The sequence below is a fragment of the Waltera sp. genome, from assembly GCF_046969025.1.
Classification (GTDB): domain Bacteria; phylum Bacillota; class Clostridia; order Lachnospirales; family Lachnospiraceae; genus Acetatifactor; species Acetatifactor acetigignens.
Window position 1 is genome coordinate 168,587 of sequence record NZ_JBKVQF010000002.1, and the last position, 15,083, is coordinate 183,669.

11 protein-coding genes and 1 tRNA gene are annotated in these 15,083 nt (G+C 47.3%); 1 reads left to right on the forward strand and 11 read right to left on the reverse strand.

The features are described 5' to 3' along the window. Positions 1–215 precede the first annotated feature (215 nt). From ACLTOH_RS01750 to ACLTOH_RS01770, 5 genes are all read right to left on the reverse strand, one after another. Positions 216–1,829: an ABC transporter substrate binding protein gene (locus ACLTOH_RS01750; protein WP_412223204.1), complete on the reverse strand. Its 1,614-nt coding sequence runs from the start codon at positions 1,827–1,829 to the stop codon at positions 216–218. Between the two features lie 195 nt (positions 1,830–2,024). Continuing rightward, positions 2,025–2,990, reverse strand: coding sequence for a hypothetical protein (locus tag ACLTOH_RS01755; RefSeq protein ID WP_227063291.1), 966 nt, complete (start codon positions 2,988–2,990; stop codon positions 2,025–2,027). Positions 2,991–3,226: 236 nt separating this feature from the next. Next, positions 3,227–3,895: a hypothetical protein gene (locus tag ACLTOH_RS01760; protein WP_227063289.1), complete on the reverse strand. Its 669-nt coding sequence runs from the start codon at positions 3,893–3,895 to the stop codon at positions 3,227–3,229. Between the two features lie 214 nt (positions 3,896–4,109). After that, positions 4,110–5,459: a magnesium transporter gene (mgtE, locus tag ACLTOH_RS01765; protein WP_227063287.1), complete on the reverse strand. Its 1,350-nt coding sequence runs from the start codon at positions 5,457–5,459 to the stop codon at positions 4,110–4,112. A gap of 261 nt (positions 5,460–5,720) precedes the next feature. Continuing rightward, positions 5,721–6,368: a YigZ family protein gene (locus ACLTOH_RS01770; RefSeq protein ID WP_412199844.1), complete on the reverse strand. Its 648-nt coding sequence runs from the start codon at positions 6,366–6,368 to the stop codon at positions 5,721–5,723. A 161-nt stretch (positions 6,369–6,529) separates the two neighbouring features. Between ACLTOH_RS01770 and ACLTOH_RS01775 the strand changes: the two genes are divergently transcribed. After that, on the forward strand, positions 6,530–9,202 hold the full coding sequence (locus tag ACLTOH_RS01775; RefSeq protein ID WP_227063283.1) for a transglycosylase domain-containing protein: 2,673 nt from the start codon (positions 6,530–6,532) through the stop codon (positions 9,200–9,202). A 162-nt stretch (positions 9,203–9,364) separates the two neighbouring features. Here the strand turns inward: ACLTOH_RS01775 and gdhA are convergent, their stop codons facing one another. The 6 genes from gdhA to efp form a co-directional block, all read right to left on the reverse strand. Further along, positions 9,365–10,711, reverse strand: a complete 1,347-nt coding sequence (gene gdhA / locus ACLTOH_RS01780; RefSeq protein WP_117464903.1) for an NADP-specific glutamate dehydrogenase — start codon at positions 10,709–10,711, stop codon at positions 9,365–9,367. Between the two features lie 217 nt (positions 10,712–10,928). Continuing rightward, on the reverse strand, positions 10,929–11,387 hold the full coding sequence (locus tag ACLTOH_RS01785; protein ID WP_227732949.1) for a hypothetical protein: 459 nt from the start codon (positions 11,385–11,387) through the stop codon (positions 10,929–10,931). A gap of 462 nt (positions 11,388–11,849) precedes the next feature. Continuing rightward, the gene (locus ACLTOH_RS01790) at positions 11,850–13,064 is read right to left on the reverse strand and encodes an SH3 domain-containing protein (protein WP_227063281.1); all 1,215 of its coding nucleotides are present in this window, start codon (positions 13,062–13,064) and stop codon (positions 11,850–11,852) included. Positions 13,065–13,161: 97 nt separating this feature from the next. After that, positions 13,162–13,233 (reverse strand) — tRNA-Arg (locus tag ACLTOH_RS01795). Between the two features lie 117 nt (positions 13,234–13,350). Continuing rightward, positions 13,351–14,247, reverse strand: a complete 897-nt coding sequence (locus ACLTOH_RS01800; RefSeq protein ID WP_262593275.1) for a DUF5688 family protein — start codon at positions 14,245–14,247, stop codon at positions 13,351–13,353. Positions 14,248–14,422: 175 nt separating this feature from the next. Then, positions 14,423–14,980, reverse strand: a complete 558-nt coding sequence (gene efp, locus ACLTOH_RS01805) for an elongation factor P (RefSeq protein WP_022154943.1) — start codon at positions 14,978–14,980, stop codon at positions 14,423–14,425. Positions 14,981–15,083 lie beyond the last annotated feature (103 nt).

The following is a 15,083-nucleotide window of genomic DNA, read 5'->3' on the forward strand; positions in this document are numbered from 1 at the left end:
TGCAAAGTTTGGGCCGCAGGCACAAATTTGCGTGTGAAATTTATTTTCACACTGTTCTCCTTTTAGTCAATAGTATTAATTATAACATAATCGTATGGTTTTTCAACATGGAAAGCAATTTTTCCGTTCAAAAAACAGGCAGAAACCTCTGTTATTGTAACAGCAAATTTCTGCCTGCTTCCCTATTTTTCTGTATTCTTTGTTCTATTTCCGTTTTATTGCGTATTGTCCGTTGCTTCTTCCTCCGGCTTTTTATAGAATGCGAAATCATTCTTGCCGTTCTTCTTCACCTGATACATGGCATCATCCGCACACACGATCAGCTGTTCCAGATTATCCGTATCCTTAGGATAACTTGCAATACCAATGCTGCCGCCGATCTTCCGCTTCGTACCGCAGAGCACCACATCCTTTGTGAATACCTGTCTGCACTGGTACGCTGTCTTCTCCACCAGCATATTCTGGCTGCTGCGCAGGATCAGAATAAATTCATCTCCGGCGAAACGGTATGATGTCAGTATCTGGGACTGCATCTCTTTCAGGCGGTTTGCCACCTGCTGCAGCGCTTCGTCTCCTGCCGTATGTCCGTAAGTATCGTTGATCTTCTTGAAATTATCAATATCCAGCATCATGACGGTACAGGGAACCTTCGCATCGATCATCTGCTCCAGATCCTTCATGAATTTGCTGCGGTTCGGAAGTCCCGTCAGGAAGTCATGCTGTGATGCCGCCTCCATAATTGCACGTGCCTGCTCCAGTTCCTGCAGCAGCTTTCGTCTGCGGTAATTATCGAAGCACACCCAGCAGATAATAACATTGAGTGCAGTGATAAGTATAAGTGCCGGTATCAAAGCCTCACGGTTCCTGGCAAAAAAGCTCTCCCGATGATTTACAAATTCGGTATCTTTGGGAAACTGTGATGCCTCCAGCCCAAACTTCCGCATGACGTCTTCATCTACACAATAAATGTTGGGACTGTCCTTTACCACATTGATTTCTGCACTGTCGGTACCATTTGCGATATCCATGGCCATCTGTGCTGCGATCTCTCCGGACTTATACATGGATACCACATTACCACCGAGCAATCCGTCACCGATCCCGGCCTCCACCATGCGGTACACCGGCACCTTCGAATAAGTCACGACCATACGGACCGCCTGGTCACTGGTATATTGTTTGCCACTGCCGTCCTTTGACATAACGATATAGATCAGTATCGTCTTATCATCCACCTTGCTGATAGCCTGCTGCAGCTGCGCAGTTGTCAGTTCGGAAGAATTGATCTCAGAAAATTCCAGCTCCGGATATTCTGCCTCAGCACTGTAAAAATTCTTCCGTTCTGCATCTGCGGTCACTGAATCATCCAGTATCGCCACTACTTTATCGGCTGTCGGATTCACCTTCAGTGCCATGTCTATGTTCTTCTCTACGGACAGTTTTTCAATAATTCCCGTCACAAGAGGATTCTCTGCCGCTTTCATGGCATATTCTTCATCGTTCACACCTTCGAAGACAACCGGTATCTCCGGGAACAGTTCTTCCCGGTATTCCATGGCAAACTGCAGCGCCGCATCATCTCCCACGATCACCACATCATAGGGATCCGTATTCTCCAGATGGTATTTCAGCATATCATGAAACATATTCAGCCACTCATCTGTCCGAAAACGCTTCGTGTCCATAAATTCATAGTCGATAGTGGTATTCTCATCCACTCCGGCTTTGATTCCTTCGATCTGTGTCTGCACCGTATCCCATCCGTAAGAATAGGAGCTGATAAAAAGAACCCGCTTTCCTTGATTCAGATTCTGTGCTTCTGCCTTCATTGACACCGTCCCAATAGTCCCAATGCCTATGAGAACAGCCAATGCAAACAGCCATGCTTTCCACTTTCTCATATTCTGTTTCCCCCTAATTCCAACATTATGCTATCGGGGTCAAAAGTCTGAACTCAATACCACGATATAAGGAATTACATCACTGGTACTATTGTACCACATTGTCTGCTGAAAGCAAAGAGCTTAATTTAATCTTACGATAATACCTTCTTCTTTTTTCTCTTTCATTTTTCCGATAACGGTAGGGATTGCTCCGAGCGCCACAAACAGATACTGTAGAACCAGATTGCCTATGTAGCTTCCCATATCAATAATTTCTGCGGAAAGTGCCGCAGGGATCAGTCGATAACACTCGAACAGACTATAACCTGCTTCCGCACCGCCGCCCTGATTGAACAGAATGATCGCCCAGTCCACACGATCTGCGAAATACGTCATAAGGATCATGATCACAGCGCTGATGACCACAGCCTTTTTGGTCAGTTTTCCGCCCAGCATCTCATATCCCTTCAGAACGCACACCGCCATGATCACACCGGATAATGCTGCTACATATCCCAACTGGCTTAAGATCAGAACACTGAGCATTCCCAACAGGGATCCTAACAGGGCACCTACAATACCGCCTACGATGTTTTCTTTCTTCTGCGCCTTCTGCTGTGTCTTCATTGCGATGTCACTGCGCATCTTCGTCTCGCAGTCCGGACATAAATGATAGTATTCACCGCCCATTCTGAACGCTCCGGTCTCTACATTCTGACCGCACAGATCACAGCAGGGGCTGTAACTGTTTGTACGCAGGAATGTCGTTGTAGCTGCAAGTGCTTCGTTCAATGTATCCTTACATTTTTCCGCATTGGACTGTGCCTTCAGTGATACTCTGATATCCAGATTCTTCTGACCAAAACTCGCGATCTTCTTGCTGCTTTTCTGAAACCCTTTCACTGCCTGCTTGTCAAATGTCGACCCGTCAGCGCTTTTTGCCGCCGTATGCAGCACCATCATATATGGATATCTTGCATCGGGTGCATAGACGATAAAGTCAAACCCATCCCGTTCCCCATGAAACAGGCCACCCACTTCATCATAACGCAATCCGGTTCCCATGGCAATCTGCTGATAATTTTCAATCTTCTTTTTCTGATTCATTTTTCTCCCATCCTTTGTAATAAAAAATTAGTAATCGCTCTAAAGCGTTACGAAAATCACACTTTTCCATTTTACACTTTACCGTGTTAACATGCAACCCTATTAGGGGGTTTTTAGCCGATTAACCTATTTGCTATGAAAAAACTGTAGGCACATCTGTGTAACCTACAGTTTTTGAACTTCCTTATAAATAGAACAAGGTAATCGAAATCACGCAAATACGGATTTGCATTCCATCAGCATTTGATTTCAAGGTAACCTAACAGCTTGCTCATATCGTACTCTTCCAGCACACCCAGATTGGAATCATAGAATTTTCCATCATAGTGTACCAGGTAATGACAGAAACGTCCCATCTTTTCCATCATGATACAGCACTTCGGCAGTACAGCGGGTCTACCCTCGGTATATACGATGATGTCGGTATGGTCAATGCCGTAATAGTTCAGTGCAGAGATCACGCGACCCATGGTAGCCTGCCACTCTCTGCAGTCCATCACACTGATCACCTCTGCGATAGTAACACCGGCTAACATTGCGACACAAGCCTGACCGCACAGACCGTCTTCGGGCTGGATGATCACGTTCATGCTGTCGATCTTGCGGATTGGATTCTCAAAGCTGTAAGGGCTGTTCTGATCCATACGGATCAGGGAACCGTTAATATGTAACAGGATCTTGTGAGGCACACCCAGCTCTACTTTTACAGCAGCTTCATCGGTGATCACGATCTCGTAATTGCCCTTCTCCTTGGGATGAAGCTCGCACTGAATGATATTGTTATCCAGAACGATATCTCCCTTGATGACTTCTCTCTGATGGCATACTTCCCATACATTAAAAGGAATCTGAATGGTGTATCCTGCATCCTTTTTCTCTACTTTAGATTCAAAAAAATATCTCATATTTCATTCCTCCGTTGCTTTTGCTGTTCTCGAATATTCTCTTAAGAAAAAGATTAACGAAAGCGGTTACATTTCACATTTATCCTGATTCTAACAAAAAATTACATCCTTGCAAAGAGCTTGCTGAAAAGTACTTAAAAAAAAACATCCTGTCAAAAAAATGTCAAAAGCGCCTGCTTTCAGGCAGACGCTTTACCTATCATTTATTCTCTTATCATAACCCTAAAATTGCAGATGCCACACGGAAATATACCAGTAATGACATTGCATCGACGATGGTCGTTATGAACGGACTCGCCATGACCGCAGGGTCGAATCCCAGCCGTTTCGCCAGGATCGGCAGAAGACATCCGATAATCATAGCGATCACTACTGCCGCCACCAGAGTCAGGCACACGGATGCTGCCACCAGCACCCCTACTTTATCCAATAACAGTAATTTTGCAAAGTTCGCTGCGGAAAGTGTAATACCGCAGATCAGTGCCACGCGGATCTCCTTGAATACGACCTTCGGCACATCCCGGTATTCGATCTCATTCAGGGACAGTCCACGGATGACCGTAACGCTCGCCTGGCTTCCGGCATTTCCGCCGGTATCCATCAGCATGGGAATATATGCCACCAGTACCGCACACACGCTCAGCGCATCTTCAAAAGAAGAAATGATAGCTCCGGTAAATGTAGCTGACACCATCAGAAGAAGCAGCCAGGGAATACGCTTTTTGAAGGTCTCAAATACCCCGGTCTTCATATAAGGCTTATCACTGGGCACGATAGCCGCCATTTTTTCCATATCCTCCGTGGTCTCTTCTTCGATGATATCCACGATATCGTCCACGGTGATAATACCTACCAGCCGGTTCTCATTGTCCACTACCGGCATGGCTGTAAAGTCGTATTTTTTGAACTGTCTGGCAACTTCCTCCTGGTCCATCAGGGTATTGATGGAGATGACATTTTCATGCATGATGTCACCGATGATCTCGTCACCGTCCATGAGCAGCAGATAACGCAGGGCCACGGTTCCCACCAGTCTTCTCTGGGCATCCAGCACATAGCAGATATTGATGGTCTCACTGTCGAGGCCTACCTTACGGATCCGCTCGATGGCCTGATTCACCGTCAGATTCTCCTTCAGGTCTACATACTCGACCGTCATGATGCTTCCGGCGGAATCTTCCGGGTACCGCAGCAGATGATTAATGTCTCTGCGTACCTCAGGGCTTGCGTTGGTCAGAAGTTTTTTGACAATGTTGGCAGGCATCTCTTCCAGCAGGTCAGCCGCATCGTCTGCCATCAGGTTGTTGATGATGTTCGTTGCTTCCTTATCTGACAGGGAGGTGATGATCTTCTGCTGATTGTCCATATCTAAATAGGAAAAAACGTCTGCCGCCAGGTCCTTGGGAAGAATGCGGAAGACTTTGAGCATATCCTCTTCTTCCAGTTCTTCCAGAAGTCCTGCAATATCGGCATCGTTGAGTTCAGCCAGATACTGGCGCAGTTTGGTATACTGCTTGGTGTTAAGAAGCTCTAAGACTTCTTCCAGTTCTTTGATCTGTTCCATGATGATCCTCCTTATGATGTTTTCTATGGGTGTAACTTATGCAGTAACTTCGCCCCGGAAGTGGGTTGTCAGAACTCTTCTGTGTACACTTCATAAAAACCACCACCTTTCTGTAGGATCCATCCAGAACCCCATTCGCAAAATCGCCTCTACGAGGCTTTCCTTTTGCTCTTGACATATATTCTTACGAATGTAAACATTCGACGAATATCCGTCAATATTTAATGGTTCTGAATTGTTAATAATATTTTAACTTTATGACTATTCTTTGTCAATGAAATAAGTTTCTTTCAATTTCTCAATTTTTACCTTTCCGCAGGTGGTTTCTGTCAGGTTTTTCCTGAGACTATCCTCTTTTTCCACCGGGACAAGTAAAATAAATTTTACGTTTTCCGCATAGATGCTGTCCGCAGGAACGATGCCCTGCTGTCCGAAATAGTACTGCAGCTTTCCAACATCATTATAATCCGTTGTCACTTCCAGCTCGCAGCCCTTCCGCATAATGCCGGTCTCACAATGATCCAGCCCCTCCTTCACCGCCTGGGTATAGGCCCGCACCAGGCCGCCGGTGCCGAGCAATGTGCCACCAAAATATCTGGTCACTACCACCGCAATATTGCGGATACCGGATCCGGTCAATACTTCCAGCATCGGACGCCCCGCCGTTCCGGAGGGTTCCCCGTCATCGCTGCACCGGGTCAGTTCGCCTCTGCTTCCTATTATAAATGCAGAACAGTTGTGTCTGGCATCCCAGTATTTTTTCTTCATTTCTTCTATAAAAGCCACTGCTTCTTCCTCGGTTTCACACTTGCGGATCGTAGAGATAAAGCGGGACTTTTTCTCCACGATTTCGCCTTCCCCGCCGGACAAAAGGATTCTATAGTTATCTGTTGCTGTCATGTCACCCATGTATGGCCTCACTTATTTTTAAATTCTTATTTTCTTTTGCTTTCTTTTTCAGTGTAGCATAACTTCTCCAAAATGTGAAACAATTCTAAAAAGCCTTTATTTACATAGCATTATTTGGTATAATGTTTTCGTCTGTATCTCAGACAGAAAGGACTTGTTTTATGAATTATAGTAAAAAAGGTGTCCGTGCGAAGCAAAAGACACTCAACTCTAAATCACAAAAATGGGGAAGGAAAATTGCTCTGACCTGTGTCAAGGTCATGCTAGCCGCTGTCGTAGGCATCGGCATCTGCGGTGTAGCCGCCGGTATCGGTGTTTTCCGCGGTATCCTCTCCTCCACCCCCACGATCCGTCTGTCGGATGTCGTGGCTGTCGGCGAAGCTACCATCGTCTATGACAGAGAGGGCAACGAGATTGACCAGTACGTCAGCACCAACTCCAACCGTCTCTCCGTCGGCATGGACGAGATTCCCGACTACCTGGGCAAGGCTTTCGTAGCCATCGAGGATGAACGTTTCTATCAGCATAACGGTATTGATTTCAAGAGTATTATCCGTGCCGGTTATCAGTTTTTTAAGACCGGTGGTGAAGAAGCCCAGGGTGCCAGTACCATTACCCAGCAGCTTCTAAAAAATACCGTCTTTACGGACTGGACCTCCGAGGGTAATAACAAGATCAAAAAAATCAAGCGTAAGATCCAGGAGCAGTACCTGGCACTGGAGATTACAAAGTACTACTCCAAGGACGAGATCCTGCTGCGTTACATGAACGCCATCAACCTGGGGCAGAACACCCTGGGTGTGGAATCCGCATCCTTACGTTACTTCGGTAAACACTGCAGTGAACTGACCATTTCCGAATGTGCGGTCATTGCCAGCATCACCCAAAATCCATCCAAATACAATCCGATCCGTCATCCGGAAGAGAATGTAAAGCGTCGTGAGAAATGTCTGAATAAAATGCTGGAGCTTGGCTTTATCAGTCAGACACAATACGATGAAGCCATGGCGGATACCGATGCCGTGTACGAGCGTATTGGTCTGTACGACATTGACTATCAGGAAGCCAACGCCACTACCGGTTCCTACTTCTCTGATGCGGTATATGAGCAGGTAAAACAGGATCTGATCCTGTCCGGTTACAACGAGAACATGGCCGAGACTCTGCTGACCTCCGGCGGATTGCGTGTGGAATCCACTCTGGATCCCAAGATTCAGGCAATTCTGAACGAAGAATATGCAGATCCCTCCAATTATCCGGAGAACGTGAAATGGTATCTGAACTATGCACTTACCATTATCTCTCCCGACGGTACCAAGAATAACTTCAGTAAAGAAAACATGATGACCTGGTTCAAGCAGAACCAGAATTCAAAATTCAACCTGATCTTCTCTTCCCAGGATGATGCCTATGCAGCGGTGGACACTTACCGTTCCGCAATGCTGGCTCAGCTGGGTGTAGAAGACGATGCAGATAATTACGAAGAAACTATTTCCATGACTCCTCAGCCCCAGTCCGCTATGGTCATTGAGGAGCAGAACACTGGCTATGTGGTAGCCATGATCGGCGGCCGCGGTGCCAAGGAGGGCCGCAGAACCCTGAACCGTGCCACCAGTGCCAAGCGTCTGCCGGGATCCACCTTCAAGGTAGTGGCCTCCTACGCTCCCGCTCTGGACAGTGCCGGCAAGACTCTGGCTACTGTTTACAACGACGCTCCGTTCAATTATGCCGACGGTACTCCCGTCCGGAATTGGTACAAGACTGGTTACCGCGGCATCCAGAATATCCGAAGTGCGATCCGTGACTCCCTGAATATCATCGCAGTTAAGAACATCACGGTGATCACTCCGAGACTTGGTTATGATTATCTGCTGAACTTTGGATTTACCACTCTGACCGACGGTGTGCAGGTCGGCAACGAGATCAAGTCCGACGTGAACCAGTCCCTGGCTCTGGGCGGTCTGACCTACGGTGTTACTCCTTACGAACTGACTGGTGCCTACGCAGCTATTGCCAACGGCGGTACTTATGTCACCCCGAAGCTGTACACCAGGGTCACCGATTCCGATGGCAATGTAATTCTGGACAACACCAATCCGGCTACCAGACAGGTCATCAAGGAGACCACCGCTTTCCTGCTGACCAGTGCTATGCAGGATGTAGTTACCTCCGGTACCGGTGGCCGTGTAAATTTCGGCGGTATGGCTATCGCCGGTAAGACCGGTACTACTACCGGACCTACCGATGCCTGGTTTGTAGGATATACCCCTTACTACACCGCTGCTACCTGGACCGGGTACGACAACAATGTTGACCTGAACAGTGCCGAGGACGGTGTCTCCAAGACCTTATGGCGTAAGGTTATGAAGCGTGTTCATGAGGATCTGCCTAACACCCAGTTCCCGGTTCCCTCCGGTATTGTACAGGTAGCGGTATGTTCCCAGTCCGGCAAGCTCCCGATTCCCGGTCTCTGCGATGGTTCCGTCTACACGGAATACTTTGCGGAGGGTACAGAACCTACCGAAAGCTGTGATGTGCACTATCAGGGTGAGATCTGTGCTTACGACGGATTACCCGCAAGCCCCGACTGCCCGTTCAAGTACACCGGTGTTGCCACCATGCCTCTGGTAGAAGATCCTGCATTACAGCAGGGCTCCACTGTCATCATCAATAATCCGGATGGCACGCAGACTGTCAGCACACCAAACACCAGAAGTCAGTGTCAGCATGATGCAACCTTCTTTGCCAATCCGGACTACGAATCTGTGATCAACCAGCAACAGGCCGAGATCAATGCCCGTAATGCTGCAGCGCAGCCGCAGACAGAAGAATAATATGTGAACCATAGAATACCATAGAAATAACAATACCCGCCCCTGTACCACTGCTCCACGCAGCTACAGGGGCGGGTTATTTTTTGCATAAAAAAATCACCGGATCAAACGTTTTCACATTCGATCCGGTGCTCATGATATACCTTATGTTTTCAGATGTTCCTATACAATACCCTGTGCAGTCATGGCGTCTGCAACCTTCAGGAAGCCTGCGATGTTAGCACCTGCTACATAGTTACCTTCCATGCCGTACTTCTTGGCTGCATCATCCAGATTGTGGAAGATATTAACCATGATGGTCTTCAGCTTTGCATCAACCTCTTCGAAGGTCCAGGAAAGTCTCTCACTGTTCTGGCTCATCTCCAGAGCGGAGGTAGCAACACCACCTGCATTGGATGCTTTGCCGGGGCAGAACAGAACGCCGTTCTTCTGGAAGTACTCGGTAGCTTCCATGGTGGTAGGCATGTTAGCGCCCTCTGCTACAGCGAATACGCCGTTAGCAACCAGCTGTTTTGCATCCTCCAGATCCAGTTCGTTCTGGGTTGCGCAAGGAAGAGCTACATCACACTTCACGGTCCATACACCATGCTCACCATTCTTCTTCTCATGATACTGTGCGCTGGGTCTTGCAGCAGCATACTCGGTCAGTCTTGCACGCTTTACTTCCTTTACTTCCTGCAACAGTGCTACATCGATTCCTTCGGGATCATAAATCCAGCCGGTGGAATCAGAACAGGTAACTACCTTGGCACCTAACTGCTCTGCTTTCTGGATAGCGTAGATTGCTACGTTACCGGCACCGGATACAGCCACGGTCTTGCCTGCGATATCCTTGCCATTGCACTTTAACATCTCCTCGGTCAGATACAGCAGGCCATAACCGGTTGCTTCGGTTCTTGCCAGGGATCCGCCATAGCTTAAGCCCTTACCGGTCAGAACACCTTCATACAGGCCGGTCAGTCTCTTGTACTGTCCGTACATATAACCGATTTCTCTTGCGCCGGTACCGATATCACCTGCAGGAACATCGGTATCTGCTCCGATATATTTGTAAAGTTCTGTGATGAAGCTCTGGCAGAAAGCCATGATCTCTCTGTCGGATTTACCCTTGGGATCAAAATCGGAACCACCCTTACCACCGCCGATAGGCAAGCCGGTCAGAGAGTTCTTGAAGGTCTGCTCGAAACCAAGGAACTTGATGATACCTAAGTTAACGGAAGGATGTAAACGTAAGCCTCCCTTGTAAGGTCCGATTGCGGAGTTGAACTGTACACGGAAACCGTTGTTTACCTGTACCTGACCCTTATCATCCACCCAGGGTACACGAAACAGGATCTGTCTCTCGGGAGTTACCAGTCTCTCCAGCAGAGCATCCTTACGATATTTTTCCTCGTTTGCCTCGATCACCACGCGAAGAGATTCCAGAACCTCTTTGACTGCCTGGTGGAACTCGGGCTGTGCAGGATTCTTTGCGACTACCAAATCAAATACTTCATCAACATATGACATTTGAATGTCCTCCTTCAATTGGTATACAGATTCATGACAACCTGGTTGCCATATGCTTTATTATAAAACGACTTTTTTAATTGTACAATAAACTTTATTTCACTAAATCGTAAAAGTTTTTGGCCATTTTCTATAAAAATTGCACAAAAAGGTATGCAAGTATACAATTTGTGCGTTATGATGTACGTTAAATTGCCGAAAGCGGTCGTTTTGTATGCTATAGATATTCTTTCAGAGTCCGGATGTTGGCATTCTCCATCTCGATCAGTTCCTTCGCCAGACTGCGGCAGGGGCTTCCAGCAAACTCTTCATTGTGTGCCAACACCTTCTCCATCTCCAGCACACCGTTATTACTGCCCTTGATGATCATTTCTGCGATATGACTTGTGCTGGTGTTGAGCAGGGTGTTATAACCGATTCCAAAGCGCAGCATCATTTTCTCCATGGCATTCTCCCGGTAGGTCTGGGCCTTGCCCTCCACCAGATTCTGCACTGCCCTGTCATGTAGCCTGGAGTACTGTAATTCCTGTTCCGCCACCACGGCTGCCAGCCTGTCGTCGTAGATTTTGTCCGTAACGGCATCCAGTGCCTTCATGGCCATTTCCGTGTTACGCTGGATCTCCCGGTAGATGTTGATCTCCTGTTTCTTCAGATTGTGATTTCCTGTTTTATTCATAGAAAAAGCTCCTTACCGTTTTTGGTAAGAAGCTTTCCCTGAATTATCTTATTTTATTCCAAGCCCGCAGTGCACCGCTCAAAAATGCTTCGCGTTTCTTCGCTGTCGGGCATTCGCCCTATCATTCGCCGCGCAATACGAATTGCTCCGCAGCCTTCGCTGCTCTCGCAATTCTACCTACATTCGGATTCCGCTGATTTGCTTCCGCAAATTGCTTCTTCCTCATTCCGCAGTGCACCGCTCAAAAATGCTTCGCATTTCTTCGCTGTCGGGCATTCGCCCTATCATTCGCCGCGCAATACGAATTGCTCCGCAGCCTTCGCTGCTCTCGCAATTCTACCTACATTCGGATTCCGCTGATTTGCTTCCGCAAATCGCTTCTTCCTCATGTAGGTGCGATTTTCTCAAGTTCATAGGTCGCCGTATGCAAGCATCCGCGCCCCTACGAACTTGGAAAATCTGTTATTGTACATATTCACTCTTGACGTATCCGATCTGGCCATTGTACCTGATCTTGCTCCAGTCGCCTTCTGTGCCGACCAGTTCCGCGGAATCGCCACCGGAAAGAACTCCCAGACGATCTGCAGTCTCACTGGCGGATGCACGTACATTGATATTGGTGGTAGCGGTCACGGTTCCGATGGTCTCGGCACCGGCTGCGCTCTCTGCCAGCTGCAGGAACTCTGTCTTGATATAGCCTTCCTTACCTTCATAATCTACCTTGGTCCAACCGTTGGCGCGCTGCTCCAGTACCTGAAGCTTCGTACCTCCTGCCACTTTACCCAGCTTATCCGCCTGCTCACTGTCGGAGCTTCTGACATTTACGGTAGTAGTTGTCGTCACATACTGCGGTCCCTGCTCTTCTGCAGGCTGCTCTGTGCCTTCGGCAGAAGTATCCTGACCGTCTGCCGCCTGATCGCCGCCTTCCGCAGAGGTATCTGTATTCTGATCTCCGGCTACCTGATTGGCCAGCTTCTCTCCTACGGCAATGCTTACCTGAGAATCCAGCTCACTGATATACTGCAATACTTCCGGATGATCTACCATCAGTTCATTGTATTCCACTGTGATCTTGTTGTTAAATTCCACAACATCATCCTGCGTGCTTACCGTCTTGATATAATCGTTGACTTCCTCACTGTTCTCGCCGCGCTTGATATACATTTCTCCCTGATCATTGGTGCAGATATAAAGTGCCTGATAACCGGGCACCTCTTCCTCATGACCCACAAATGCAATCTTGTAATATACATAAGCGATCACCGAACCCTCTTCCGGGCCGGTCTTGGTATAAATCTCCAAAGTCGGATAATAATCAATATACTGTGCCAGTTCCAGATAACGATACATGTCTTTGTCGGAGATCTCATCACAAACGGAACGTAACGTTGTCTCATCACCGGTCGCCATGGCATTATAATAAGTAGCTACCAGAGTATATACCGCACCTTCCTCATTTGCTACCAAAGATACATCCTCTGTTGTCGGTTCCGTAGCAATCTCACTGGACGCTGCCGCTGCGCTCTCTGCGTTCTGCTGCTCCTCACGGTGACGGTTGTTCATACTCAGGCTTACAGATACGGTGACTGCCACTGCCACAACAACGACAGCCGGCAAAACTACTTTACTATGCTTTATGATATAGTTTCCAAGAAAATGTAATTTTTCTTTCCACATATTGCGTCCTTTCCAAATTCTGAAAAAAAATTCTTTAATCGCAAAAAGCCGCAAGCGGCTTCTCTCATCTCTCTCCCTATAATCAAGGTGATGTAAATGCATCCGACAGGAATCGAACCTGCATTAAAGGCGTCGGAGGCCTCCGTTCTATCCATTAGACTACGGATGCAAATATTACAAATTTGTTACATCACCTCGACTATAATATCATAAAACACTACATATGTCCAGTTTAAATTGTTGGAATTATTCAGTTTTTTTCAAACATAATATTCACTCCGGTATTCTACACTATCTTTACTTCCCTCTCCCGGCTGCAATACAGATATAAATGGTCCGACAGAACTTCCTCCGGCGGCAGCTCCGTCCGGTTCACTTCTGCGATCATTTTCTTCAGTTCTTCCCTGTCCTGTTCCCGTTCCCTGGGAACCAGCAGGAATTCATGAACAGAACTGGGGATCATGTAATAATCGCCGCCGATACGCTCTGCCAGCTGCTCCAGCATCCCGGGATACAGAATACTGCAGGCACCGTAAGTCTTGCGGGAATTCGTCAGGATCATCATGGATACCTTCCTCAAAAATTCCCTCCGGACTTCCTCCGGAAGTTCCTGCAGTGCGTCTCCCAGCACATCCTCCATGGGAATGGTCTCACCGGGAAACAGTCTGGGGGTATTTTTCACTGCAATCTCCAGCAGATCCCTGTCTGTCACCTTCCAGTTGTCCAGATGGGATCTGTAGATGGGGATCATACCGTTGTCCACTCCTGCTTCGTCAAACGCATAGTAGAAGCAGATTGCCAGATCAAGTATCGGAATATACGGCACTTTTTCCAGCTGCTCCCGGTTCTTCTCCCGGTTCACCAGCCGGAAGCACAGTTTCTCCTTTACCTTCTCAAAATCCTGAAAAAAGGAAACATCGATCTTCCGGCCGATTCCGTCCTCCTTATAGATACTGATGATCTTCTTAATAATATCTGCAAAGGTCACGCCACCCTCATAAGCTTCCCAGAAGGAATTAAGATAAATCGTAGGTGTCACATTGTCCTGTCCCTTACGGATCATCAGTCCCTGAAGCAGCACTCCGTTATTCTTCTGCACTTCCCGCAGTTCCACTGTATACTCCTGTCCCAACACTTCGCTGACAGCCTTCTGTACCTTTACTTTAAATGTAGAAATCTCCATAGAATACCTCCATGCCTCTCCGAAGCAGGCTCCCCTCCTGCTTTTTCCCATGTGGTATTTCCGGTGTAAAAATGTAGAAAATAACAAAAGCAATAAGCCATCCCGAAACAGGATAACTTATTGCCTTACAGGTTCTCTTATCGGATATTGCTCAGAACAGTGGTAGTCTCAACAATTATGCACGAGACAGATATTCACCGGTTCTGGTATCGATCTTGATCTTGTCGCCCTGGTTAACGAACAGAGGTACTGCAACAGTAGCTCCGGTCTCAACGGTAGCAGGCTTGCTGGCACCGGTAGCGGTATCACCCTTGAATCCGGGCTCGGTCTCAGTGATCTCCAGTTCTACAAACAGAGGAGGCTCCACGGAGAATACGCTGCCATTGTGGGAGCAGATCTTGCACATCTCGTTCTCTTTTACGAACTTCAGTGCATCGCCTACAGTCTCAGAGTTCAGTGCAACCTGATCGTAAGTCTCGGTATCCATGAAGTAGTACAGATCGCCATCTTCATACAGATACTGCATATCCTTTCTATCAATACGCGCCTGAGGGCACTTCTCAGTAGGACGGAAAGTCTTCTCTACTACACCGCCACTCTTGATGTTCTTCAGCTTGGTTCTTACGAAAGCTGCGCCCTTTCCCGGCTTAACATGCTGGAATTCGATAATCTGGTAAACATTGTTATCATACTCAATGGTAATACCATTTCTGAAATCACCTGCAGAAATCATAATGTATTCCTCCTAAATATTTTCACGTCATAATTCTTTAACATTTTAATATAAAAACATGCACATTTCAACTACTTTTGAAAAATTTTTTCAAATTTCTCGG